The following is a 20500-nucleotide window of genomic DNA, read 5'->3' as shown; positions in this document are numbered from 1 at the left end:
GGCATGGCCCGGCGCTACCCTGATGGCGCTTGATCGGTAGCGCCGGGCCATGCCCGGCGGGCGCTGGGCCCTCAGGCCAGCTGCCGGTCCACGGCTTCGGTCATCGCCTTGCGGCTGAGCAGGAAGTCCCAGTAGCTGCCGCCCAGCTGCCGCCAGAGCACGGCCGCACGCACGGCGGCCAGCAGCAGCGCGCGGATCTCGGCCACCACCCCGGCCTGGCCCAGGTAGTGCGGGTTGCCCTGCACCATGACGCGCGGCTTGAGGTGGCTGATGGTGTCGGCATACAGGCCGCCCAGGCTGGCCAGCACGTCCGGGTGGCCGCTGTCGCCCAGCTCGGCGGCCTGGCGCTGGGCACGCTCGATGCCCGAGGCGACCTTGTTCACGGTGGCGCCGTCCTGCACGAACCGCCGCTCCAGCTGCAGCACCGACAGGGCCAGCTTGGGCAGGATCGGGTCCTGGCCCTGGTTGCGGAAGTAGTTGTGCAGCAGGCGCAGGCCGGATTTCAGCGCGTCGCGGTCACCGAAGACCTCCTGCGGGGAGGCGGCATCGATGCGGAACACGCTGTCCACCGCGGTACGTACCGCCGCGGCGTCGGAATGGCCGGTATCGGCGATACGGCGTACCTGCTGCAGGGCCTGGGCAATGCCGGCCAGGGCCAGGACGCGGTCGTCGACAGTGAAACTCATGCAGCGATTACCTCAAAAGGAGAAGGGGTGGTGCGCAGGCGCTGTTCCAGCGGCGCATCGGTGGCGGCGATGACCGCGCCGCCCAGGCAGACGTCGCCGTCATACAGCACCAGCGACTGGCCCGGGGTCACGGCGCGCTGCGGGCGGGCGAAGGTCACCTGCACGCTGCCATCGTCCAGCACCTCGACCGTACACGGCTCGTCCGGCTGCCGGTAGCGGGTCTGTGCCGTGCACTCGAAGCGGCGGGCCGGCGGGGCCCCGGCAATCCAGTGCGCGGTTTCCGAGCGCAGGCGGTCGGACAGCATCCACTTGCTGTCCCGGTCCTGGTCCACGTACAGCACGTTGCTGGCCACGTCCTTGCCGACCACGTACCACGGCGCCGCCGGGCGGCCGCGCACGCCGCCGATGTTCAGGCCCTCGCGCTGGCCCAGGGTGAAATAGAACACGCCCGGGTGCTCGGCGATGACGCTGCCGTCGGCCGGGTCGAGGATCTGGCCGGTTTTGGCCGGCAGGTAGCGGCCGAGGAACTCGCGGAAGTCACGCTCGCCGATGAAGCAGATGCCGGTCGAATCCTTCTTGGCATGGGTCGGCAGGCTGACATCACGGGCGATCCGGCGCAGGTCGCTCTTCTCCAGGTCGCCAATCGGGAACAGGGTGGCGGCCAGCTGCTCCTGCCCCAGCTGGTGCAGGAAGTAGCTCTGGTCCTTGGACCGGTCGGCGCCGCGCAGCAGCAGCCACTGCTGGCCGCGCTGGGCGACACGCGCGTAGTGGCCGGTGGCGATGCGCTCGGCGCCCAGTTCGCGGGCGGCGTCCAGGAAATGCTTGAACTTCACCTCGCGGTTGCACAGCACATCCGGGTTGGGCGTGCGGCCGGCGGCGTACTCGGCCAGGAAGTGCTCGAACACGCCCTGCCAGTACTCGCTGGAAAAATCGCGGAAATGGAACGGGATGCCGAGCAGGCCGCAGACGGCCACCGCGTCGCGGCGGTCATCCTCGGCACGGCAGTCACCGCTGCCATCGTCGGCCCAGTTCTGCATGAACAGGCCGGCCACGGCCTCGCCCTGCTGCACCAGACGCCAGGCGGCCACGGACGAATCCACACCGCCGGACACGCCGACCATCACCCGTGGGCTGCTCATGCGACCTCCTGGACCAGGGAAAGCGGATGGCGCTGGCCGGCCAGGTAGTCGGCCACCACCTGCCAGACCAGGGGGCTGCGCAGGCGCGGCCCGGCGGCCTGCAGCTCGGCCGGGTCCATCCACAGCGCCCGGTCGATGCCGGTATCCAGCGGCTGTCCCGGGTCGTGCGAGAGTGGGCGGGCGGCGTAGCAGAAGCGCAGGAACGCTGTGCCGTCAGGCGCGGTCCACTGGTAGCAGCCGATGAAGGCGGTCAGTTCCACCGTCCAGCCGGTTTCCTCGCGCGTCTCGCGCAGGGCGGCGGCGGCCAGGCTCTCGCCCGGTTCCAGGTGGCCGGCGGGCTGGTTCAGCACCTGCCGCCCCTCGATGGTTTCTTCCACCAGCAACACGCGGCCGCCGTCGACCACCACGGTGGCCACGGTGGCATGCGGTGCCCAGCGCGGGTCCTGCACGGCGTTCAACTCAGAGGTCGTCCTTCTTGGTCAACTCCAGCTCCATCGCATCGGCGGTACGGATGGCCGCATCGATGGCGTCGCTGAGCTGGTCGGTGGTGGCATCGGCGTCGATCTTCACCACGAACATGGCGGTCTTGTCCTGCTTCACCCAGCCGCCCATCTTGGCGTCCTGGGAATCTTCCAGCATGCGGTTGGCCACGGCTTCGGGGAACTGCGCGGTCTTGGACACATAGCCCGGCGACCAGATCTCACGGATGTTGTGGCTGCCGAAGTCCTCCACGGCCGAACGCACGTAGACCATCTGGGTGCGATCGCCTTCCACGTCGAACACCATCTGGTAATCGCCGTCCTCGTCCACCTCGAAGGTGTAGCCCAGCTTTTCCAGGTGGCGGGCGATGGCGGCGTCGGCCTTGCTGCTCTCTGCGGCGGTCGCGGCACCGGCACTGCCGGCGGCGGCCAGGGCGAACAGCAGGGCAGGCAGAAGGGTCCTTTTCATGAAAATCCTGTGAAACGTGGGGGACAGGCGTTGATTGTGACGGCGGCCGTGCGTGCCGTCCATTCCGCGGCGGGCCGACGCAGGACCGTCGCACCCTCTATAATGTCCAGATGCCCCGCGAGTCTTCCCCCGAATCCCATCACGATCACGGTATTGCCGTGGAGCCCGCGCGCCCGGAAGTGGCGCCGCCGCCGTTCTACCAGGTCATGATCCTCAACGACGACTACACCCCGATGGATTTCGTGGTGGACGTCCTGCAGCAGTTCTTCAGCATGGACCTGGACAAGGCCACGCAGGTGATGCTGCACGTCCATACCCGCGGCCGCGGTGTCTGCGGGGTGTTCACCCGCGAAGTGGCCGAGACCAAGGTCGCCCAGGTCAACGAGTACTCGCGCATGAACCAGCATCCGCTGCTGTGCACGATGGAAAAGGCCTGACCCCGGCGCATCGCCGGTAATCCGCACTGTTCCAGCCATGGCCGTTCTCTGGCCCCGTCTGCGTGCTCACGTTCAATCCGCCTGCCTTGCCCGCAAAGAACCCGGGCGGGGCGCGTTGCGGGTCATCACGTGGCAATCGCTGGTGGCTCGGGTAGGGTTCGCCGAAGCTCCGGCGGGCGCCCCGGGCGTGAACGATGATCAAGCAATCCGCACTGCTAACGCCATCTGAACGCAGCAATCCGCTAGGGTGATGGAAATCGCGTAGTCAGGCCGCATATTGTCCCCATCTGCCGCCGGAGTAATCCATGTTCAGCAAAGACCTCGAACACACCATCGGCCAGTGCTACAAGCGTGCCCGTGAGGCCCGGCATGAATTCATGACGGTCGAACACCTGCTGCTGGCACTGCTCGACAACCCGTCTGCCCAGGCCGTGCTCAAGGCCTGCGGTGCCGACGCCGAACGCCTGCGCCAGGAGCTGGAGCAGGCCATCGAGGCCTCCGTGTCCCGCCTGGCCGAAGACGACGGCCGCGACACCCAGCCGACCCTGGGCTTCCAGCGCGTGCTGCAGCGGGCCGTGTACCACGTGCAGTCCTCGGGCAAGAAGGAAGTCACCGGCGCCAACGTGCTGGTAGCCATCTTCGGCGAAAAGGACTCCCACGCCGTCTATTACCTCAATCAGCAGGACGTCACCCGGCTGGATGTGGTCAATTATTTGTCCCATGGCATCGCCAAGCTGGGCGAGGAGGGCGAGCAGCCGTCTTCCCCCGAGGGTGAGGGCCGCATGGAGGGCGGGGATGGTGAGCCCAAGGGCGATGCCCTGACCGAATTCGCCAGCAACCTCAACGAACAGGCCCGCGCCGGTCGCATCGACCCGCTGGTTGGGCGCGCCGACGAGATCGAGCGCACCATCCAGGTCCTGTGCCGCCGTCGCAAGAACAACCCGCTGTACGTGGGCGAGGCCGGCGTGGGCAAGACCGCCATTGCCGAGGGCCTGGCCCGCCGCATCGTCGAAGGCTCCGTGCCGGACGTGCTGGCCGATGCCGTCATCTATTCGCTCGACCTGGGCGCGCTGGTGGCCGGCACCAAGTACCGCGGCGATTTCGAGAAGCGCCTGAAGGGCGTGCTGACCGCGCTGAAGAAGGTGCCCAACGCGGTGCTGTTCATCGACGAGATCCACACCATCATCGGTGCCGGTTCGGCGTCGGGCGGCACCATGGATGCCTCCAACCTGATCAAGCCGGCCCTGGCCTCGGGCGAGCTGCGCTGCATCGGCTCGACCACCTTCCAGGAATACCGGGGCATCTTCGAGAAGGACCGTGCCCTGGCGCGGCGCTTCCAGAAGATCGACATCGTCGAGCCGACCGTGGGTGAAACCTACGAGATCCTGCAGGGCCTGAAGAGCAAGTACGAGGCCCACCACGGCGTGACCTACTCGGACGAGGCGCTGCAGGCCGCAGTGGACCTGTCGGTGAAGCACATCGCCGACCGCCTGCTGCCCGACAAGGCCATTGACGTCATCGATGAGGCCGGCGCCCGCCAGCGCCTGCTGCCGGAAGGCCAGCGCAAGGAGCTGATCGACGTCGAGGAAGTCGAGGCGATCATCGCCAAGATGGCCCGCATCCCGGCCAAGCAGGTCAGCGCGACCGACAAGGACGTGCTGCAGCACCTGGAGCGCAACCTGAAGATGGTGATCTTCGGGCAGGATCCGGCCATCGGCACCCTGGCCTCGGCCATCAAGCTGGCCCGCTCGGGCCTGGGCAATCCGGAGAAGCCGATCGGCAACTTCCTGTTCGCCGGCCCCACCGGCGTGGGCAAGACCGAGGTGACCAAGCAGCTGGCGCTGCAGCTGGGCATCGAGCTGGTCCGCTTCGACATGTCCGAGTACATGGAAGCGCATTCGATCAGCCGCCTGATCGGTGCGCCCCCGGGCTACGTCGGCTTCGACCAGGGCGGCCTGCTGACCGAGAAGATCGTCAAGACGCCGCACTGCGTGCTGCTGCTGGATGAAATCGAGAAGGCCCACCCGGACATCTTCAACATCCTGTTGCAGGTGATGGACCGCGGCGTGCTGACCGATACCAACGGCCGCGAAGCCAACTTCAAGAACGTGGTGCTGGTGATGACCACCAATGCCGGCGCGGCCCAGGCCTCGCGGCGCTCGATCGGCTTCACCAAGCAGGACCATGCCACCGACGCGATGGAAACCATCCGCCGCAGCTTCACGCCGGAATTCCGCAACCGCCTCGACGCGGTGGTGCAGTTCCAGCCGCTGGGCTTCGAGCACATCCTGCGCGTGGTCGACAAGTTCCTGATCGAGCTGGAAATGCTGCTGCAGGAAAAGCACGTCAGCCTGTCGGCCACCCCGACCGCGCGTGACTGGCTCGCCCACCACGGCTTCGACCCGCTGATGGGTGCCCGCCCGATGGCGCGCATGATCCAGGACAAGATCAAGCGTCCGCTGGCCGACGAACTGCTGTTCGGCAAGCTGGTCGATGGCGGTCGCGTCAGCATCGACGTGCGCGACGACGAGCTGGTGGTCGAGAGCCACGCCGAACCGGAGCGCCTGCTGCCGGCAACGGTGGAGTAAGGGCGTGGGTTGATGGATGTTTCAGGACAAGGGCGGCTTCGGCCGCCCTTGTTGCATCTGCTTGTCGCGCACGGCCTTGCATGTGCAGGTGATCAAGGCAAACGTCTGCCGTACAGCGATACGGGAACCGCGGTGTATCGCGCAACGATACGGAATACAGTCGTGATCAGGACTATCACTGAGAGCCGCATGATCCATCACCACCCCCATCCCGGCGAAACGCTGAAGGCCATGGTGTTTGACCCGGCCTCGCTATCCGTCACTGAGGCCGCCGACCGCTTGGCGATGTCGCGCGTTGCGCTTTCCCGCGTCATCAACGGCAAGGCGGGCATAAGCCCGGACCTCGCCATTCGCCTGGAAATGGCGGGCGTGAGTACGGCTGTGTTCTGGATGGGGTTGCAGTCGAATTACGATCTCTGGCTTGCGCGGCGACGCGAGCAGCCGACAGTGCAGTCGCTTCTCGCCGCGCGCGAAGGCTGACAGCTGCACCACCGGCTTCAACAAGGGCGGCTTCGGCCGCCCTTGTTGCATCTGCCATCAACGACTGCGTTGGCGTGCCTTCTGCTTGAAGGCCGTCGCATCGATCGGCTCGACGCTGGCAACGGCGCAGTAACCGCCGTCGGTGCGCAGTTCGGTGCGCCCGGCGCCGCAGACCTGGCCCTGCTCGCCGTCAGTCACGAACGTCAGCTTGCGCGAGTAGCCGGCCTTGCTGCAGTCATCCTTGAAGTGCACGAGGTAATGGTCCTGGCCATTGCGCAGCAGGATGTTGCGTGATGCGCCGGCGCGCACCAGTTGAAGGTCGCTGCCCAGCTGGATGCAGTCTTCGGTTCCGGCAGCAGGTACATCCGCGGCATGCGCGGGCATCGCCAGCAGGGTGCCGGCAGACAGGGCCAGGGAGGCGAGCAGGGTATGCATGTTCATGGCGGGGCAGGGGATGGCGATCCGGACTGGATCGGGTACCACTTTGCCGCCACCGATGCGAATGCGAATCTGCCTCAAGGCGGCCTGACCGATGCCACGGTGTGTTTGGTCAGGGTGACCTCCGGCAGGGCCGGATTCCAGGCATGACAAAAGGCCAGCAAGCGAGGCTGGCCTTGTCAGGATGGCGCAGAGCGCCGACCGCTTACTTCATGCGGTAGGTGATACGACCCTTGGTCAGGTCGTACGGGGTCATTTCAACCTTGACCCGGTCACCGGTGAGGATGCGGATGTAGTTCTTGCGCATGCGGCCGGAGATGTGGGCGATGATTTCGTGCCCATTTTCCAGACGAACGCGGAAAGTGGTGTTCGGCAGCGTCTCGCTGACGGTGCCCTCGAACTCGATGGAATCGTCTTTCGACATGTAGTCCTGTGCGGTTCAGAAAACGGCCACGCTGGGCCTAAGGCGCGGTATTTTACGCGCCCTTCGCTCAGCTTGCAAAGATCTGGTTAATTGCCCGCAAGATCCCGGGCAGGCAGGCGTCCGACGGCCTGGGTCCAGGGGCCTTCACGGCCCTCTTCGCGCACCGCCTGGCGGACATGCTGCAGGAATTCCTCGCGCGGCAGGTGAACTGCCCCCATCCGCAGCAGGTGCGGGTTCTCCACCTGGGCATCGACCAGCGGCCAGCCCCAGCGGTGCAGGGTCGCGGCCAGCGCCGCCAGGGCGATCTTGGAACCGCCGCTGGCGCCGCTGAACATGCTTTCGCCGAAGAACATCCGGCCGATGGCCACCCCGTAGATGCCGCCGACCAGGGTCTGCTGGTCCCAGACCTCGAACGAGTGGGCGAAGCCGAGATCGTGCAGGTGGCTGTACGCGTCCACCATCTCCGGACTGATCCAGGTGCCGTCCTGGCCCGGGCGAGGTGCGGCGGCGCAGGCCCGCATCACCCGATTGAAAGCGGTATCGGCGGTCACTTCCCAGGTGCTGGCGCGCAACTGGCGGCGGAAGCGGCTGGACAGGTGCACGCCATCGGTGCGGAAGACCATGCGCGGATCGGGCGACCACCACAGGATCGGCTCGCCCTCGCTGAACCACGGAAAGATGCCGCCGGCATAGGCGTTGAGCAGCCGCAACGGATGCAGGTCGCCCCCCACCGCCAGCAGCCCGTCGGGTTTGCGCAGCGCGGTTTCGGCTGGCGGGAAGGGCGAATCCGGCGCATCGGCCAGGCGCCAGGGCAGCGGGCGGGTCATGCGGGCATTGTATTCGTCGCGGCCCCGCGCGAATGCCTGGGTTGGCGTGTCATCCGTCCGCGCGAAACGGGCTGTGCCCCATCAATTCCTGCCGGTACCGACGCACGTCGCGCCGTTCCTGCCGGCACCACTCCAGCAGTGCCTCGGCAAAATTCGCGTCGGCCACCCAATGCCGGCTGCGCACCAGCGTAGGCAGGAATCCCCGCGCCAGTTTGTGTTCGCCTTGTGCGCCCGGCTCGAAACGCGCCAGTCCCTCGCGCAGGCAGTACTCGATGCCCTGGTAGTAGCAGGCCTCGAAGTGCAGACCAGGCAGGGTGGCGCCGCCCCAGTAGCGGCCGTACAGCGTGTCGCCACCGCGCAGGCACAGCGCACCGGCAATGGGTTCGCCCTCGTACTCGGCCAGGAACAGCACCAGCCCGCGCCCCAGCGAAATCGCAAGGTGGCGCAGGAACGCCTCGGTCAGCGCCGGTGCGTTGCCGTACTCGAGGAAGGTCTGCAGGTAAAAGCTGTACATCGCCTGCAGGTTGGCGCGGCTGGCCTCATCGCCGTGCACCACCCGGAAGCTGATGCCCTGGCGGGCGACCTTGGCGCGTTCCTGGCGGATGTTCTTGCGGCGCTTGTGATCCATCGCGCCAAGGAACTGCTCGAACGTGGTCCAGTCGCCCGGGTTCTGCCATTGGAACTGCACGTCCTCGCGCAACAGCCAATCATCGCTGAAGGCCTGATCGTCGTCGGAGGTGTGGAAATTGATGTGCGCCGACGACACATCGAGCCTTGGTAGCTGCTCCCGGAGCGCTGAAAGCAGGGCGGGTCGATCTGAATCGTGACGGGTGAGCAGGCGAGGCCCGGTCACCGGCGAATACGGCACTGCGCCCAGCCACTTCGGGTAGTAGTCGCGACCATGTCGCGCGTAAGCGTTGGCCCAGGCATGGTCGAACACGAACTCGCCATGGGAGTTGGTCTTCAGGTAGCCGGGGATGGCGCCGACCAGGGTCTCGCCGTCCCACAGGGTGAAGTGCTGCGGCTGCCAGCCCCAGTCGTCGCGCAGGCAGCCGTGGGCTTCCAGTCCGGACAGGAAGGCGTGGCTGACGAAAGGGTTGCGGCCGTCGTGCAGCGCATCCCAGTCGGTGGCGGGAATGGCCTGCAGGGAGTCGAGGAAGCGGGCGGAAGGCATGGGGGAAAGGATAGGGCAGGTGGGATGCGAACGGGGCTGGCGGATTCGGGCTGGTCTGTTTCGGGGCTGCCGTGAGGGAAGTTGGAAATCTTTGGTTGTGCGTAGCTGGTGGAGGACCGCAGCGGTGGTGCGGCGCAGGGTGTGGGCGTCCCGCAAGAACGGCGCATCAAGCCCAAGAGAGGAACGTGCAATGCAAAGGATGAAGCTAGCTGCTGTGGCGGTTGCGTGTGCCATGACCTGTGTGTCAGACGCATCGGGGCGCGGGGTCGAGGTTCCGGTGGTTGTGGAAGACCCGGGCATCTATACCGAGGTGGTTGCAATGCTTGAGCAGGAAGCTGCCGGACAGCTGACGCGCCACCTTCAGAAGGCGGGAAAGTTGAGGCAGGTCAGTGTGAGCATTCGTCTTGATGTGAGTAAGCGATCAATGACGATCAACTTTGGCCCTGGATACCTTCCGGGACCGGAGGGTAGCTATGACGAATTGTTTCTACAGCCAATGGCGTCCTCGCTGCGTTTCTTCGCAGAAAAGTCTGGGCTGGAGGTGAATGATATCCACTTCCTTTTCGAGGGGAGGGCCTTGGAGGACTACTACCCGGAGGACTTGAGTGTTCCGATGCGGAGCGGGAGGAAATCAGCACACAGTTCTGCCTTGGTTTCGTCGAGTCATGGGTACATCAGCCTGCATCCCAGCAGAGAGTGGAAGTTCCAGCGGCCAGCTTCGCTTGGGCTCCAGGAAGACACCCTCAGCCCGGTCTATGGTGATGAGCTGCAAGCGTTGATTGAACAGCGGAGCGGCCTGGTCGTGCATCGGGCGCGGAGTCGATCAAATGAGCTCCATCCTGAGTCGAACCTTCCTTGGGAGCACATGTCATCCCGCTACCACCTCAAGGCTCTGTTTCCAGAGCGTGCTGACATGTGGAACGAATTTCCCATCCCCCGATGAGCCAACCAGAATTGGTATCAGCTGTGGTGCTGGAAGTTCTGGCACGCTCGGGTGGGAAACGCATGTGCTGGACGCTGACGGGGTTGCTTCGAAGCCGGTGCCGTTCTCGGTTCGTTGCGTGCCGGGCCGAGAAGAAGATCGGACGCTTGCGCGCCAGTTCTCCGCAGTCGAGCATGGCTCGATTCAACAAGATCGGTGCAGGCGTCAGCGGGCTTTGCCCTGTGCGTCCAGGTGGCGCTCGGCGTCCAGTGCGGTCATGCAGCCGAAGCCGACCGAGGTGATGGCCTGGCGGTAGTACTGGCGGATCACGTCGCTAGCAGCGAACGCGACTTCCACTTCGGGTAGTAGTCGCGACCATGCCGCGCGCACGCGTTGGCCCAGGCATGGTCGAACACGAACTCGCCATGGGAATTCGTTTTCAGGTGGCCGAGAATGGTGCCGAGCAGGGTGTCGTCATCCCACAAGGTAGGTGCCTCGGCTGCCTCCCCGGTCTTCGCGCAGGCAGCCGTGGGCTTCCAGTCCGGACAGGACGGCGTGGCTGACGAAAGGGTTGCGGCTGTCGTGCGCGCATCCCAGTCGGTGGCGGGAATGGCCTGCAGGGAGTCGAGGAGGCAGGCGGAAGGCTTGAGCTGAGGTTAGGGCAGATTCGAGTGAAAAATCTAGCAGTTGTCGCAATCGGGCCGAAAGCAAAGATGGATGGCGCGGTCGATTTTGCCGCGGCGTCCTCCTAGGGTGCCTGCGGCGTACGGCATCGTTCTGTTGCTTCCCTGATGAACGCGATTCTTAGCTAAGGTTCACTCTTACATTGTTGTGAGGACTGCTCTTGAAGGTCACTATTGGAGCGCAGTATGGGGACAGCCAATCGGACAAGGTGGTGAATCCGCTCCGAGACGAGTTCCGGCACGCGCTTGGTCATCACTTGTGCGGCAGCTATTTCCGCTCAATCATGGAGATTGGCTTTGTTCTGCGAGTAAGCGGAAGCATCTGGCAGTTTGAGCCTCGGGGAGTGTCAAGGCTCAGGCACTCGAAGGCGCGAGCCAGCCTTTCACTCGATCTTGTACTCGCGCAGCAAGATTGGAAAGGCGTGTCGGAGGATGTGTTGCGAAGAAATTTTCGAATGCTGATAGAGGATAGCGTCCTGCAAATCACTCAGAAGACGGAACGCAGCAAGGAGCTGATCGACAAGGCGGCGTTTCTCTCAAACTTTGAGCGTGTCATTCAAGCGATTGAGTGAGGGCTGTGGCAGTGAGCAATGCCCACACAACTGTTATGACATTGAAGTCAGTGTGCTGTCGGGCCAAAAGCGCGGTGTCAAACGCTCATATGTCTCTGTGATGGACCAAGCTCTCCAGCTATGAGACGCGAGAACGCTTCTGTCTTCAGTGGAGACGATCGCATGCCCGCCGACGCCGACATAGAATCGCTGGTTTCTCGCGGAAATGGTGTGGGTCACGGACGCAAGCAGTAGTGCGGCGTTGTCCTGCTTCCTTGGGTCAGCCAGGGCGGCATGCGCGCCAACCTGATTTCTCCATGCCTGGATTTCTGGGCACGCACTATCGACTAGATCCAAGCCTGCCTTCCTGGCCGAATTACGGTCTTGAGCGAGGGTATGGAGTAGGGATGGGTCCCTCCTGAGTCGATCTGCAACTGGAAGCAGTTGGAGATAGGCGGTCAGGCTTGTGGCAAACCAGCTGAAGGCTCCGTACACAAACGGGTAGGGAAATTGGACCCACATGCTCCGTTCCCGTTCCTCCAGCTCTTCGAGTTCAGTCTCTCTGACCTGCCTTACCAGCGCGGCCAAAGCGTCTCTTCGAGCGAGTAGCCCGATTGTGAGCCCGTCATTCAATGGGTGCTCTACGCCGCTCTGGCAGTCAAGGATAATGGAATTCATCACTACGACGCTGGCGGGGACGGGGTGGACAGTATTCTAGGCTGATGGCCCTCACAGCCGGAGCTGCGCATGTGCGCAGGGCCAGGAGGCGCGGCTGCAAGTCCTGGCGTCCCCACAGGAGTCGAGGCTGCGACAGCAGGATGAAAAAACGGGCGCTTTCGCGCCCGTTTTCCTCAGTCGAGCATGGCTCGACGCTACAACCGTTGGGTCAAAGCCTCAGCTGGCCTTGCCTTGCGCATCCAGGTAGCGCTCGGCGTCCAGTGCGGCCATGCAGCCGAAGCCGGCCGAGGTGATCGCCTGGCGGTAGTGCTGGTCGGCCACGTCGCCGGCGGCGAACACGCCTTCCACCGAGGTCTGGGTGGCGTTGCCGCCCAGGCCCGAGCGGATTTCCAGGTAGCCGTTGTTCATGGCCAGCTGGCCGTCGAACAGCTGGGTATTCGGGTGGTGGCCGATGGCCACGAAGAAGCCGTGGGCGTCGATGTCGCGGGTGCTGCCGTCCAGGGTCGACTTCACGCGCACGCCGGTCACGCCGGCGTCGTTGCCCAGCACTTCTTCCACCTGGTGGTGCCAGACGGTCTCGATCTTGCCGGCGGCGACCTTGGCGAACAGCTTGTCCTGCATGATCTTTTCCGCCTTCAGGGTGTCGCGGCGGTGGACCAGGTAGACCTTGCGGGCGATGTTGGACAGGTACAGGGCTTCTTCGACAGCGGTGTTGCCGCCGCCGACAACGACCACGTCCTGATCACGGTAGAAGAAGCCGTCGCAGGTGGCGCAGGCGGAGACGCCGCGGCCCTTGAAGGTTTCTTCGGTCGGGATGCCCAGGTACTTGGCGGTGGCGCCGGTGGAGATGATCAGCGCATCGCAGGTGTACTCGTGGCTGTCGCCGATCAGCTTGAACGGACGCTGGGACAGGTCGGCCGTGTGGATGTGGTCGAAGATGACCTCGGTTTCGAAGCGCTCGGCGTGGGCCTGCATGCGCGCCATCAGGTCCGGGCCCATCAGGCCGTGGGCGTCACCCGGCCAGTTGTCCACCTCGGTGGTGGTCATCAGCTGGCCACCCTGCTGCAGGCCGGTGATGACGACCGGCTTCAGGTTGGCGCGGGCGGCGTAGACGGCGGCGGTCCAACCGGCCGGGCCGGAACCGAGGATGACGAGGCGCTGGTGGCGGGAGGGCAGGCTGGTGCTCATGTAAACTCGCGAAAAGGTAGATGGGACAAGGCGCTGGCGATGTTTGCGCAGCATCCTCGGCAGGTCATAGAGTGGCGGCTGGGGCGGGGTGATTCAAGCCGATGAACAGAACGCCGTCACCCACGGGTGGTTTTGGCGCCTGTCGGCACCGTGGATGGCCCCCGTGACTGAAAACTGACGCCGTGTCGTTTATTATCAAACACTAACAGCGCATTCCAAAGGTATGGTCTAAGGTGGCGAAGCAGGTGCCCGAACGCTCCAAGTCCGACGACAAAAAGGCGTCGCGTCGCTCGGCGGCAGCGGCCACGACCGACAATCCCCGCCGTCAGCGCCTCTGGCGCGACCTGGGCCTGATCGCCATCGCGCCGGCGCTGCTGTATCTGGCCGCCAGCCTGTTCACCTATTCAGCCAGTGATCCGGGCTGGTCGCACACCGGCAGCGTGGTCGCGCCCGTGCACAACATGGGCGGCCGCGCCGGTGCGTGGATCGCCGACGTGCTGCTGCAGCTGTTCGGCTACATCGCCTTCCTGCTGCCGGTCGTGCTCGGCGCGCTGGCGTGGATCGCCATGTTCGGCCTGAAGCGTGAGAGCAAGGGCGAGAACGATCTCGATCCGGCCCTGCGCCTGGTCGGTCTGGTCGGCTTCCTGATCGCCGGTACCGGCTTCCTGCACGTTCGACTGTTCAGTGGCGACGTGTCCAGCGCGGGCGGCATCCTCGGCAAACTGGTCGGCAACTCGCTCACTGTCGGCTTCGGTGCGCTGGGTGCGAACCTGTTCGTGCTGGTGCTGCTGCTGGCCTCGATCACCCTGGCCACCGGCCTGTCGTGGTTCGCGGTGATGGAGAAGATCGGCCGTGGCGTGATGTCGCTGGCGCCGCTGCTGGAACGCAAGAAGGAGCAGGCCACCGAGTGGCAGCAGACCCGCGCCATGCGCGAGGAGCGCCAGGAAGTGCGCAAGGCCGATGCCGAGGTGCGCGCCAAGCGCGAGCCGGTGAAGATTGAGCCGCGCCCGGAGCCGGTGATCGAGAAGAGCGACCGGGCCAAGCGCGACACGCAGATTCCGATGTTCCGTGGCGTCAACGGCGATGGCTCGGACCTGCCGCCGCTGGCCCTGCTGGATGATCCGAAGCCGCAGCCTGTTGGCTACGACAAGGACACCCTGGACGCGCTGTCTCGGCAGATCGAGTTCAAGCTCAAGGATTTCCGCATCGACGCGCAGGTGGTCGGCGCCAATCCCGGCCCGGTCATCACCCGCTTCGAGATCGAGCCGGCACCAGGCATCAAGGTCAGCCAGATCAGCTCGCTGGACAAGGACATCGCCCGCGGCCTGTCGGTGAAGTCGGTGCGTGTGGTCGACGTCATCCCCGGCAAGTCGGTCATCGGCCTGGAAATCCCCAACGTCACCCGCGAGATGATCTACCTCTCCGAACTGCTGCGTTCGAAGGAGTATGACAAGTCGGCCAGCGTGCTGACCCTGGCGCTGGGCAAGGACATCGCCGGCCGGTCCACCGTGGCCGACCTGGCGCGCATGCCGCACCTGCTGGTGGCTGGTACCACCGGTTCGGGCAAGTCGGTGGCGGTCAACGCCATGGTGCTCAGCCTGCTGTTCAAGGCCTCGCCGAAAGACCTGCGCATGCTGATGATCGACCCGAAGATGCTCGAACTGAGCGTCTACCAGGGCATCCCGCACCTGCTGGCGCCGGTGGTTACCGACATGAAGGAGGCCGCCAACGGCCTGCGCTGGTGCGTGGCCGAGATGGAGCGCCGCTACAAGCTGATGAGCGCGGTGGGCGTGCGCAACCTGGCCGGCTTCAACAAGAAGGTGAAGGACGCCCAGGACGCCGGCCAGCCGCTGATGGACCCGCTGTTCAAGCCGAACCCGGAGCTGGGCGAAGCCCCGCGCCCGCTGGAGACGCTGCCGTTCATCGTCATCTTCATCGACGAATTCGCCGACATGATGATGATCGTCGGCAAGAAGGTGGAAGAGCTGATCGCGCGCCTGGCACAGAAGGCACGTGCGGCCGGCATCCATCTGATCCTGGCGACCCAGCGCCCGTCGGTGGACGTCATCACCGGCCTGATCAAGGCCAACATCCCGACCCGCATCGCCTTCCAGGTCAGCTCGAAGATCGATTCGCGCACCATCCTCGACCAGTCCGGCGCGGAAACCCTGCTGGGTCACGGCGACATGCTGTACCTGCCGCCCGGCACCGCCATGCCCGAGCGCGTGCACGGCGCCTTCGTCTCCGACGATGAAGTGCATCGCGTGGTCGAGCACCTGAAGGCGATGGGCCCGGCCGACTATGTCGACGGCGTGCTGGACGAAGTGCAGACGATGGGCGACGGCGTGGTGGTCGGTGCCACCGGCCTGCCGGAAACCAGCGCGGCCGGCGACGAGTCCGACCCGCTGTACGACGAGGCGCTGCGCGTGGTCACCGAGACCCGTCGTGCGTCCATTTCCGGCGTGCAGCGCCGCCTGAAGATCGGCTACAACCGTGCAGCACGACTGATCGAGGCCATGGAAGCGGCCGGCGTGGTCAGTGCTCCCGAACACAACGGCGACCGCACGGTGCTGGCACCGCCGCCGCCGAAGTAAGTCCCGCCACGCCTACGACGTCCAAGGATCCGACGCATGTTCCGACCCGCTCCCTGCGCGCTGGCGCTGGCCTGCCTGCTTGCCGCCAGCCCGGCCCTGGCCGGGGCGTCCGCCTCGGCGCCGAACCCGGCGCCACCCTCGGTCGGCAGCAATGCCGAGGCCAGCAACAACTTCAGCTTCGTCCGCTACCGCGCCGACTACGTAGTGCGGCCGGATGCCGGCAACGTGCAGACCGAGACCTACGAGATCCTGCTGAAGACCAAGGCGGCGGTCGAGCAGTTCAGCCAGGTGCGGCTGAGCTACAGCGAGAAGATGGAAACCCTGGACGTGGTCAGCGCTTACACGCTGACTGCCGATGGCCAGCGCCGTGATGTGCCGGCCGACCGCATCTACACCCAGGAAAGCTATTCGAGTGCGGCGGCCGCGATGTACGCCGACCGCAAGGTGCGGGTGATCGTGTTCCCGAACCTGGCGCCGGGCACGCGCCTGGTGTACCAGGTGCGCCGCACCCAGCAGACCCCGTATTTCCCCGGTTATTTCGGCCTGTGGGAGACCTTCAATGTGTTCACCCAGTACGACGATGCCGAGGTGACCCTGAGTGCGCCGGCCAGCCTGCCCATGGATGTGGACAGTCGTGGCGTGCAGGGCAGTGATACGCCGACGGTGAAGAACGGCCAGGCGCAGTGGCGCTGGCGCTACCAGCGCCGCGATCCGATGCAGGCGCAGAACTGGACGGCGGCCGTCTGGGAGTTCGGCCCGAACATCATGGCCAGCACGTTCCGTGACTGGGCCCAGGTCGGGCACGCGTACCAGGTCAAGGCCGGCGAGGCGGCCCAGGTGACACCGCAGATCCAGGTGCTGGCCGATGAGGTGACTGCCGGCATCAGCGACCGCAAGGCGCAGGCCGATGCGCTGTACCGCTGGGTGGCGCAGAACATCCGCTACGTGGCGGTGTACCTGGGCAATGGCGGGCTGGAGCCGAACAGCGCGCAGAGCATCCTCGACAACCACTATGGCGACTGCAAGGACCACGTGGTGATCCTGGAGGCGCTGCTGGCGGCGAAGGGCATTGCCAGCTCCCCGGTGCTGATCGGCGCGGGTGGTGGCCCGACGCTGCCGAAGATTCCGGTGCTGGGTCGCTTCAACCACGCCATCACCTACGTGCCCGAGTTCGATCTCTACCTGGATTCGACCAGCGCCTGGGCGCGCTTCGGCCAGCTGCCCGACGGCGACCTCGGCGCGCCGGTACTGCGCACCCGTGACGCGTCGTTGGCGCGTACGCCGGCCAACGATCCTCAGCGCAACGCCGCGGCGATGGACGTGCGCTTCACCTTCGATGCGCAGGGCAACCTGAGCGGCGAGACCGTGCCGCAGCTGAGCGACAACACCGAGATCGGCATGCGTGCGCAGTTCGCCCAGCTCAACGCGCAGAACCGCGCGCGTGCCGAGGAGTCGATCATGGCCGCCTCCGGCTTCGACGGGCGCGGCCAGCTGCAGCTGCAGGGCGTGCCGGTCGATTTGACCCATCCGTTCGGCTACCGCATGACCTTCCAGGCCGAGGACTACGTGGACTTCAGCGTGGCCGGCGGCATGGCTGTGCCCGACCCGCCGGGCGGCGAGTCGGTGCGTGGCCTGTACGCCACGGCGTCGGCGCCTGCCAATGAAGCCCCGTTCTACTGCAATGCCAGCCTGCGCGAAGAGACCTACCGGCTGCAGTTCCCGGGCAGCGTGCCGATCATCGCCATCCCGCAGAGCCAGCATTTCAGCAATGCCGCTGGTGACTACCGGGTGGACTGGGCGCGGGAAGGGCAGGAGGTGATCGTCCACCACCGCCTGCAGCAGAACGCCGTGCGCGGTGCCGATGCCCTGTGCCAGCCGCAGGATTACCCGGCGTTCCGGGCGCTGTACCGCGAAGTGCGGCGTGGCTTCCGCGGGCAGGTGCTGTACGGCAGATTGCCGGGCGCGGCTGGCTGAATCGCCGATGCACGTGCGGGGCGGCATAATGTCGCCCTGATCGCCCATTCATCTTTGCCCGGGCACACTGGCTCCCAACTTTCCTGGCGAATGCGCCCACAGGATTCCCGCATGAACATCCGCTTCCGTCGTTTCCTCGCCACCACCACCCTGGCCGTGGCCTGTGCCGCTGCCGGCAGCGCCTGGGCTGGCGCCCGCGATGACCTGAAGACCTTTACCAGTGGCCTGAAGGGCCTGGATGGTCAGTTCAGCCAGCAGGTCTTCGACAGCCGCGGCAAGGTGAAGGAATCGACCAACGGCCGCGTGGCCCTGTCGGCGCCGCGCCTGTTCCGCTGGGAATACGTGCGCCCGCATGAACAGCTGATCGTGGCCGACGGCAAGAAAGTCTGGATGTACGAGCCGGACCTGGAGCAGGCCACCGTGCGCGAGCAGGGCAAGGAAGAGCAGAACAGCCCGCTGACCGCGCTGATCAACCCGGCACTGCTGGAGCAGCAGTACGACCTGAGCGAAGAGGCCGCCAAGCGTGACGGCCTGCAGTGGCTGTCGCTGTCGCCGAAGCGCGACACCGAAGCCAGCTTCCAGTACGCCGCACTGGGCTTCAACGCACAGGGCCTGGCCAAGATGGAAATCACCGACGCCGTCGGCCAGCGCACCGTCATCACCTTCAGTGGCTGGAAGCGCAACCCGGGCTTCGCCGCCGGCACCTTCAGCTTCACCCCGGCGAAGGGCACCGACGTCATCGGCAATTGATAAGGGTCGCCGGGCATGGCCCGGCGCTACCGATGCGCGGACCCGCCGCTCTGGTGGGCGCCAACCGTTGGTTGGCACGATGTTGATCCGCCGGGCATGGCCCGGCGCTACCAATGAGGGGCGCGGTACAATGACCAGGTGCCAAGACATCGTTCCACTTCATTCCCCGGCCCCGATCTGCTGAGCGTCGATCGGGATCATCTGCGCCCGCTGGCCGAGCGCATGCGCCCGCGCACCCTTGACGAAATGGTCGGGCAGAAGCGCCTGCTGGCGCCTGAGAGCGCGCTGCGCCGTGCGGTCGAATCCGGCCGCGTGCACTCGATGATCCTGTGGGGTCCGCCGGGCTGCGGCAAGACCACGCTGGCGCTGCTGCTGGCCGAATACTCCGACGCCGAATTCCGCGCCATCTCCGCCGTGCTGTCCGGCCTGCCGGAAGTGCGCCAGGTGCTGGCCGAGGCGGCGCAGCGATTCGCTGAAGGCCGACGCACCGTGTTGTTCGTGGACGAAGTGCATCGCTTCAACAAGGCGCAGCAGGATGCGTTCCTGCCGCATATCGAGCGCGGCACCATCCTGTTCGTCGGTGCCACCACGGAGAACCCGTCGTTCGAGCTGAACTCGGCGCTGCTGTCGCGCTGCCGCGTGCACGTGCTGGAAGGCGTCTCGCCCACCGACATCGTCGAAGCGCTGGAGCGTGCGCTGGGTGATCGCGAGCGCGGTCTCGGCGAAGAGCGCATCGAAGTGGCGCCCGAGCTGCTGCTGGAAATCGCCACGGCTGCCGACGGCGACGTGCGCCGTGCGCTCACCCTGCTGGAAATCGCCGCCGAGCTGGCGGGCGGGGAGGGCGGTCGTATCACCCCGCAGACCCTGACCCAGGTGCTGGCCGACCGCACGCGCCGCTTCGACAAGGGCGGCGAGCAGTTCTACGACCAGATCTCGGCCCTGCACAAATCCGTGCGCAGTTCCAACCCGGATGCCGCGCTGTACTGGCTGACGCGCATGCTCGATGGCGGCTGCGATCCGTCCTACCTGGCGCGCCGGCTGACCCGCATGGCCATCGAGGACATCGGCCTGGCCGACCCGCGCGCGCAGAGCATGGCGCTGGAAGCGTGGGATATCTACGAGCGCCTGGGCAGCCCGGAGGGCGAGCTCGCCTTCGCGCAGCTGGTGCTGTATCTGGCCAGTACCGCCAAGTCGAACGCCGGCTACGCGGCCTTCAACCAGGCCAAGGCCGACGTGCGCGAAAGCGGTACCGAAGAAGTGCCGCTGCACCTGCGCAACGCCCCGACCAAGCTGATGAAGGAGCTCGGCTACGGTGCCGAGTACCAGTACGACCATGATGCCGAAGGCGGTATCGCGCTGGACCAGACGGGTTTCCCGGACGCAATGGGCGAGCGGGTCTACTACAACCCGGTGCCGCGCGGGCTGGAGATCAAGTTGAAGGAAAAGCTGGACCGGCTGCGCGCAGAGCGCGAGGCGGCGAGGGCGGCGAAGGGGCGTTGATCGGGGGTTTGTCGCGCCTGCCGGCTTTTGGCACACTGCGCGCCTTCTTTTCCCAAGGACTTTCCTGCCATGGACCAGCTCATCCTGCCGTTGAAGCGTTACGCCCAGTTCGACGGTCGTGCCAACCGTCGCGAATACTGGATGTTCCAGCTGTTCATGCTGATCGTCTCGGTGGTGCTGATGGTGCCGATGATCACCGCGCTGGTGATGCAGTCCGATGGCCTGGGCATCGCGTCGATCATCCTGTTTGTCCTGTTCTGGCTGGCCACCCTGCTGCCGGTCATCGCTGTCACCGTGCGCCGCCTGCATGACTGCAACCAGTCGGGCTGGCTGTACCTGCTGGCCCTCATCCCGTTTGGCGGCCTGGTGATCTTCGTGTTCACCCTGCTGCCGGGCACACCGGAAGCAAACCAGTACGGCCCGGTGCCGCCGGAATTCGGCTGAGTCCCTGTGTGGGGTGGTCGCCGGGCATGGCCCCGCGCCGCCCCAGGCGCGCGGCCCCCGGATCGCGCGCGCGCG

20 protein-coding genes and 1 pseudogene are annotated in these 20500 nt (G+C 65.7%); 10 read left to right on the top strand and 11 right to left on the bottom strand.

Going from position 1 to position 20500, the window contains the following annotated elements; translation table 11 throughout:
* Positions 1 to 71: 71 nt before the first annotated feature.
* Genes hflD through IAE56_RS15440 form a run of 4 tightly spaced genes read right to left on the bottom strand, consistent with a single transcriptional unit; the run spans position 72 to position 2773 of the window.
* Entirely contained in the window at positions 72 to 686 is a 615-nt protein-coding gene (gene hflD, locus IAE56_RS15455; protein WP_108768828.1) for a high frequency lysogenization protein HflD, read from the bottom strand.
* Positions 683 to 1825, bottom strand: coding sequence for a tRNA 2-thiouridine(34) synthase MnmA (gene mnmA / locus IAE56_RS15450; protein WP_108768829.1), 1143 nt, complete (start codon positions 1823 to 1825; stop codon positions 683 to 685). The genes hflD and mnmA overlap by 4 nt, the downstream gene beginning before the upstream one ends.
* Positions 1822 to 2283: an NUDIX hydrolase gene (locus tag IAE56_RS15445; protein WP_200753132.1), complete on the bottom strand. Its 462-nt coding sequence runs from the start codon at positions 2281 to 2283 to the stop codon at positions 1822 to 1824. The genes mnmA and IAE56_RS15445 overlap by 4 nt, the downstream gene beginning before the upstream one ends.
* A 1-nt stretch (position 2284) precedes the next feature.
* On the bottom strand, positions 2285 to 2773 hold the full coding sequence (locus tag IAE56_RS15440) for a hypothetical protein (protein WP_200753131.1): 489 nt from the start codon (positions 2771 to 2773) through the stop codon (positions 2285 to 2287).
* Between the two features lie 110 nt (positions 2774 to 2883).
* Between IAE56_RS15440 and clpS the strand changes: the two genes are divergently transcribed.
* The 3 genes from clpS to IAE56_RS15425 all read left to right on the top strand — a co-directional run bounded on the left by clpS (position 2884) and on the right by IAE56_RS15425 (position 6278).
* On the top strand, positions 2884 to 3210 hold the full coding sequence (gene clpS, locus IAE56_RS15435; protein WP_079221861.1) for an ATP-dependent Clp protease adapter ClpS: 327 nt from the start codon (positions 2884 to 2886) through the stop codon (positions 3208 to 3210).
* Positions 3211 to 3515: 305 nt separating this feature from the next.
* The gene (gene clpA / locus IAE56_RS15430; RefSeq protein WP_200753130.1) at positions 3516 to 5798 is read left to right on the top strand and encodes an ATP-dependent Clp protease ATP-binding subunit ClpA; all 2283 of its coding nucleotides are present in this window, start codon (positions 3516 to 3518) and stop codon (positions 5796 to 5798) included.
* 189 nt (positions 5799 to 5987) lie between these two features.
* Positions 5988 to 6278 carry a HigA family addiction module antitoxin gene (locus IAE56_RS15425; protein ID WP_200753129.1) on the top strand — a complete coding sequence of 97 codons (291 nt, stop codon included), beginning with the start codon at positions 5988 to 5990 and terminating at the stop codon, positions 6276 to 6278.
* Positions 6279 to 6335: 57 nt separating this feature from the next.
* Here IAE56_RS15425 and IAE56_RS15420 read toward each other — a convergent pair whose 3' ends face one another.
* From IAE56_RS15420 to IAE56_RS15405, 4 genes are all read right to left on the bottom strand, one after another.
* Positions 6336 to 6719, bottom strand: a complete 384-nt coding sequence (locus IAE56_RS15420; protein WP_200753128.1) for a hypothetical protein — start codon at positions 6717 to 6719, stop codon at positions 6336 to 6338.
* Positions 6720 to 6921: 202 nt separating this feature from the next.
* Complete coding sequence (infA, locus tag IAE56_RS15415; protein WP_005409596.1) at positions 6922 to 7140, bottom strand: translation initiation factor IF-1; 219 nt, start codon at positions 7138 to 7140, stop codon at positions 6922 to 6924.
* Positions 7141 to 7226: 86 nt separating this feature from the next.
* Entirely contained in the window at positions 7227 to 7967 is a 741-nt protein-coding gene (gene aat, locus IAE56_RS15410) for a leucyl/phenylalanyl-tRNA--protein transferase (protein ID WP_108768834.1), read from the bottom strand.
* A gap of 49 nt (positions 7968 to 8016) precedes the next feature.
* Entirely contained in the window at positions 8017 to 9141 is a 1125-nt protein-coding gene (locus tag IAE56_RS15405) for a GNAT family N-acetyltransferase (protein ID WP_200753127.1), read from the bottom strand.
* Positions 9142 to 9331: 190 nt separating this feature from the next.
* Here IAE56_RS15405 and IAE56_RS15400 point away from each other — a divergent pair, with 190 nt between their 5' ends.
* Entirely contained in the window at positions 9332 to 10084 is a 753-nt protein-coding gene (locus IAE56_RS15400) for a hypothetical protein (RefSeq protein WP_234456119.1), read from the top strand.
* A 204-nt stretch (positions 10085 to 10288) separates the two neighbouring features.
* On the opposite strand, the pseudogene IAE56_RS15395 reads toward IAE56_RS15400, so the two are convergent.
* A pseudogene (locus IAE56_RS15395) lies at positions 10289 to 10414 on the bottom strand (thioredoxin-disulfide reductase); the annotation flags it as partial.
* Positions 10390 to 10674, bottom strand: a complete 285-nt coding sequence (locus IAE56_RS15390; protein WP_325167196.1) for a peptidogalycan biosysnthesis protein — start codon at positions 10672 to 10674, stop codon at positions 10390 to 10392. The pseudogene IAE56_RS15395 and the gene IAE56_RS15390, both read right to left, overlap by 25 nt.
* Before the next feature lie 233 nt (positions 10675 to 10907).
* Between IAE56_RS15390 and IAE56_RS15385 the strand changes: the two genes are divergently transcribed.
* Positions 10908 to 11318, top strand: a complete 411-nt coding sequence (locus tag IAE56_RS15385; RefSeq protein ID WP_200753126.1) for a hypothetical protein — start codon at positions 10908 to 10910, stop codon at positions 11316 to 11318.
* A gap of 873 nt (positions 11319 to 12191) precedes the next feature.
* Here the strand turns inward: IAE56_RS15385 and trxB are convergent.
* The gene (gene trxB, locus IAE56_RS15380; RefSeq protein WP_079221869.1) at positions 12192 to 13163 is read right to left on the bottom strand and encodes a thioredoxin-disulfide reductase; all 972 of its coding nucleotides are present in this window, start codon (positions 13161 to 13163) and stop codon (positions 12192 to 12194) included.
* A 233-nt stretch (positions 13164 to 13396) separates the two neighbouring features.
* Between trxB and IAE56_RS15375 the strand changes: the two genes are divergently transcribed.
* The 5 genes from IAE56_RS15375 to IAE56_RS15355 all read left to right on the top strand — a co-directional run bounded on the left by IAE56_RS15375 (position 13397) and on the right by IAE56_RS15355 (position 20425).
* Positions 13397 to 15757, top strand: a complete 2361-nt coding sequence (locus IAE56_RS15375) for a DNA translocase FtsK (protein WP_200753125.1) — start codon at positions 13397 to 13399, stop codon at positions 15755 to 15757.
* 36 nt (positions 15758 to 15793) lie between these two features.
* The gene (locus IAE56_RS15370) at positions 15794 to 17731 is read left to right on the top strand and encodes a DUF3857 domain-containing protein (RefSeq protein ID WP_200753124.1); all 1938 of its coding nucleotides are present in this window, start codon (positions 15794 to 15796) and stop codon (positions 17729 to 17731) included.
* A 111-nt stretch (positions 17732 to 17842) separates the two neighbouring features.
* On the top strand, positions 17843 to 18481 hold the full coding sequence (lolA, locus tag IAE56_RS15365) for an outer membrane lipoprotein chaperone LolA (RefSeq protein WP_200753123.1): 639 nt from the start codon (positions 17843 to 17845) through the stop codon (positions 18479 to 18481).
* A gap of 222 nt (positions 18482 to 18703) precedes the next feature.
* A complete protein-coding gene (locus IAE56_RS15360) occupies positions 18704 to 19981 on the top strand; it encodes a replication-associated recombination protein A (RefSeq protein ID WP_234456118.1) in 1278 nt (425 codons plus the stop codon).
* Between the two features lie 69 nt (positions 19982 to 20050).
* Positions 20051 to 20425 carry a DUF805 domain-containing protein gene (locus tag IAE56_RS15355; protein ID WP_200753121.1) on the top strand — a complete coding sequence of 125 codons (375 nt, stop codon included), beginning with the start codon at positions 20051 to 20053 and terminating at the stop codon, positions 20423 to 20425.
* The last annotated feature ends 75 nt before the right edge of the window (positions 20426 to 20500 follow it).

The sequence above is a fragment of the Stenotrophomonas sp. S41 genome (assembly GCF_016624625.1).
In the GTDB taxonomy this organism is placed as follows: Bacteria; Pseudomonadota; Gammaproteobacteria; order Xanthomonadales; family Xanthomonadaceae; genus Stenotrophomonas.
This window is presented reverse-complemented; position numbering and strand designations above follow the sequence as displayed.